Origin of the sequence: Antarcticirhabdus aurantiaca (genome assembly GCF_009765365.1) — a bacterium.
In the GTDB taxonomy this organism is placed as follows: domain Bacteria; phylum Pseudomonadota; class Alphaproteobacteria; order Rhizobiales; family Rhizobiaceae; genus Antarcticirhabdus; species Antarcticirhabdus aurantiaca.
The window spans coordinates 1-1,428 of sequence record NZ_VTOM01000057.1 but is presented as its reverse complement, the minus strand read 5'-3'; the positions used below and the strand labels follow the sequence as shown (position 1 = coordinate 1,428).

Below are 1,428 nucleotides of genomic sequence, written 5' to 3'. Positions count from 1 at the left end.
CTAGCATTACAGTTGCGTTTCTGATGGAAGTCTGAATCGATAGGGAGCCATGACGAGGAGGTCATGGCGATGGTGGCATCGATCGAGGCGACGCTGGAGCTTTGGGCGGCGTCGTTGCGCGACGTGAAGGGTCGGATGCGGCCTTTGTTCACGCAAGACCGCGTCGCGGCGTCGGCCGGTCAGTTCCTGGACGGGTTGCTGGGCGAGGAGCGGCGCAAGACCGGCTGGATGCGGGCGGAGGCGGCGGGCGACCGCGGGCCGTGGCGCCAGCAGGCGATCCTGGGGCGGGGCCGCTGGGACGCCGATGCCCTGCGCGACATCGTGAGCGGCTACGTTCTCGAGCACCTGGCCGACGAGGATGCGGTTCTGGTGGTCGACGAGACCGGCTTTCTGAAGCAGGGCCGATCGTCCTGCGGCGTCGCCCGCCAGTACACGGGCTCGGCGGGCAAGATCACCAACTGCCAGATCGGCGTCTTTGCCGCCTACGCCTCGCGGCACGGCCATGCCTTCATCGATCGGGCACTGTATCTGCCGAAGACTTGGACCGGCGATCGCGAGCGCCTGAAGGCGGCGCACGTGCCCGACGGGATCGGCTTTGCCACCAAGCCGGCCCTGGCGCTGGCGATGATCCACCGCGCCATCCAAGCCGAGGTGCCGTTCGCCTGGGTGGCGGCCGACAGCGTCTACGGGGTCGGCGAGGTCGAGATGGCGCTCCGCCGTGTCGGCAAGGGCTACGTGCTCGGCGTCAACGCCAGTAGCCAGTTCAACTCTTGGATCGGCAAGCCCGAGGTGGCCGGGACCGCCGCAGAGATCGCCGAAGGTTTGGACCCGGTGGCCTGGCAGCGCCTGTCGGCGGGCACCGGCACGAAGGGCGAGCGCCTGCACGACTGGGCCTATCTGGAACTGGCCGATCTGGAGGCGGCCGAATACGACGAGGGTCGATCCGGCCTTTGGACGCGCGGCCTTCTGATCCGCCGCCACCTTGCCGACGGGGAGCTGGCCTTCTTCACCACCTGGTGTCCTGCCGGCACGCCGGTCGAGACGCTGGTCCGGGTCGAGGGGCACCGATGGGCGATCGAGGACGGCTTCGAGACCGCAAAGAACGAGTTGGGTCTCGACCACAACGAGACACGCTCCTGGCACGGCTGGCACCGTCACGTCTCGCTGGTCATGCTGGCCTTTGCGATGCTTGCGGCTATCCGCCGTGAAGCCAACGGCATCGATCCAAGAAAAAGGGGGGTCACCACCAGGGCCATGGTCCGCCGCTGATCGGCTGGTCGATGCAGGAAATCCGCCGCATCGCCTGCCGCTTGGCACGGCGACGCATCCAGCCGGCCCGTGTCATCGCATGGTCACTCTGGCGACGGGCCCATCAAGCCGCCGCGCGAAAAGCCTACCTGAAATTAAAAATGCAACTGTAGTGCTAGG

Annotated in this window: 1 pseudogene; it reads left to right on the top strand. The window is 67.1% G+C overall.

From position 1 onward, the window contains the following. Positions 1–49: 49 nt before the first annotated feature. Positions 50–1,428 (top strand): annotated as a pseudogene (locus FZN60_RS28500) (IS701 family transposase); the annotation flags it as partial.